The sequence below is a fragment of the uncultured Anaerotruncus sp. genome (assembly GCF_902490045.1).
GTDB lineage: Bacteria > Bacillota > Clostridia > Oscillospirales > Ruminococcaceae > Anaerotruncus.
In genome coordinates, this window is the sequence record NZ_CABUCJ010000214.1 from 1 (window position 1) to 1,597 (window position 1,597).

Sequence of the window (1,597 nt, forward strand, 5' to 3'; positions counted from 1 at the left end):
TCGTTTTCCGCCGGGTTCGCGGGAGGCCCGCGCCCGCCAAAAATCCCCGGACGGAAAGGATCCGTCCGGGGATTTTTCTAGTGCATTTGGGCCGGCGCCAGCGCCATCAAAAGGCAGAGCGCCAAAAAGACGTCCACCGGCCACGAGCGGAAGAGCCTCCGGAAACCGAACGGCTTCGCCTCGGGGCATTTCGGCGGGAGCACGGGGCGGCGCCTGAGGCAGCGCGCCATCGTGTAACCGACGCACACAAGTCCAAAGAGGACAAAAAATCCGTTCGCGGCGGCCACGGCCGCTTGGTTTGGGAGTTCGACCGCCGTGTTGATGAGCATGGCAAAGGTATTATAGAACATGTGGATCATCACGGTGGGCAGGACGGACCCGGCGCGCTGGGCGACGACCGCAAGCAGAACGCCCATAAAAAAGGTTCCAATTCCCTGCGTCAGGTTGCCGTGCGTGAAGGCGAAAAGCATCGCGGACGCAAAGACGGCGAAACGGGGCCCGTACCGGGTGAAGGTGCGCAGCAACAGCCCCCGGAAGAGGAGTTCCTCCAGCAGCGGGGCCAGAATGGAAACCGCCAGCAGCATAAGCGCACATCCCGGCAGGTCGAAAGGCAGGGTCAACTCGGGCGACCAGAGCTCAATCCCGGCCGCCGAAAGCAGTGCCTCGACGGCCACGGCCAGGTAACCGCTCGCAAAGCTCGCTCCAACCATCATGAGGAATCCGGGGCCCACCCATTTTTCGAGATGATGTTCCCCGGTAAAGAGGCTCTTCAGCGGGATGCCCGCCTTGCGCGAAAGGAGCAGGATGGGCGGCAGGTCCCCCACCACGGTGGAGATCACCATGGTGACCGGCATGAAAAGCGCCTGCGGGAGGGCGGAAAAGACCATCAAGCCGGCGACCAGCACCCCCGCGACCAGCTGCATGCCGAGCAGGAGAAGCAGGGAAAGCCCGCACCAGAAGTAATCCCGGCGGACGGCCTGGATTTCCATCCGCTCAATCCTCGGTAAAGGTGACCTTCGCCATCCGCTGAACCTTCTTGGGCCGATCGGAATAGTCGGTCGGAACCGCGGCGATCTCGTCCACGACGTCCATGCCCTCGACCACCTTGCCGAACGCGGCGTACTGCCCGTCGAGATGGGGCGCGTCGGCATGCATGATGAAGAACTGGGAGCCCGCCGAATTCGGGTTGCCCGAGCGCGCCATCGAGAGGACCCCGCGGGTGTGCTTGAGGTCGTTTTTCACGCCGTTGGCGGCGAATTCGCCCTTGATCGTGTGGCCGGGGCCGCCCATGCCGGTGCCCTGCGGGCAGCCGCCCTGGATCATGAAACCGGGGATGACGCGGTGGAAGATGAGCCCGTCATAGAAGCCGTCCCTGACAAGGTTCACAAAGTTTTCCACCGTGGCGGGCGCCACGTCGGGATAGAGCTCAATTTTGATCTCCCTGCCGTTTTCCATCTGAATCGTAACCATAATATCCTCCATTAAAGCCGGGCCTGGCCCGGGTATTCTTAACCGTCCTGTTCAGTTTACTACATCCCGGCACCGCGCGCAAGCCCCTTGCGCCGCGCGCGGGAAGAAAGAGGACCGGCGGACGCGC

The 1,597-nt window shown here is 62.9% G+C and carries 2 protein-coding genes; both read right to left on the minus strand.

Annotated elements, in window-relative coordinates; all coding sequences use genetic code 11:
* Positions 1–77: 77 nt before the first annotated feature.
* The gene (locus RDM88_RS12835; protein WP_308755214.1) at positions 78–989 is read right to left on the minus strand and encodes a type II CAAX endopeptidase family protein; all 912 of its coding nucleotides are present in this window, start codon (positions 987–989) and stop codon (positions 78–80) included.
* Between the two features lie 4 nt (positions 990–993).
* Entirely contained in the window at positions 994–1,482 is a 489-nt protein-coding gene (locus RDM88_RS12840; RefSeq protein WP_308755215.1) for a peptidylprolyl isomerase, read from the minus strand.
* Positions 1,483–1,597: the final 115 nt, after the last annotated feature.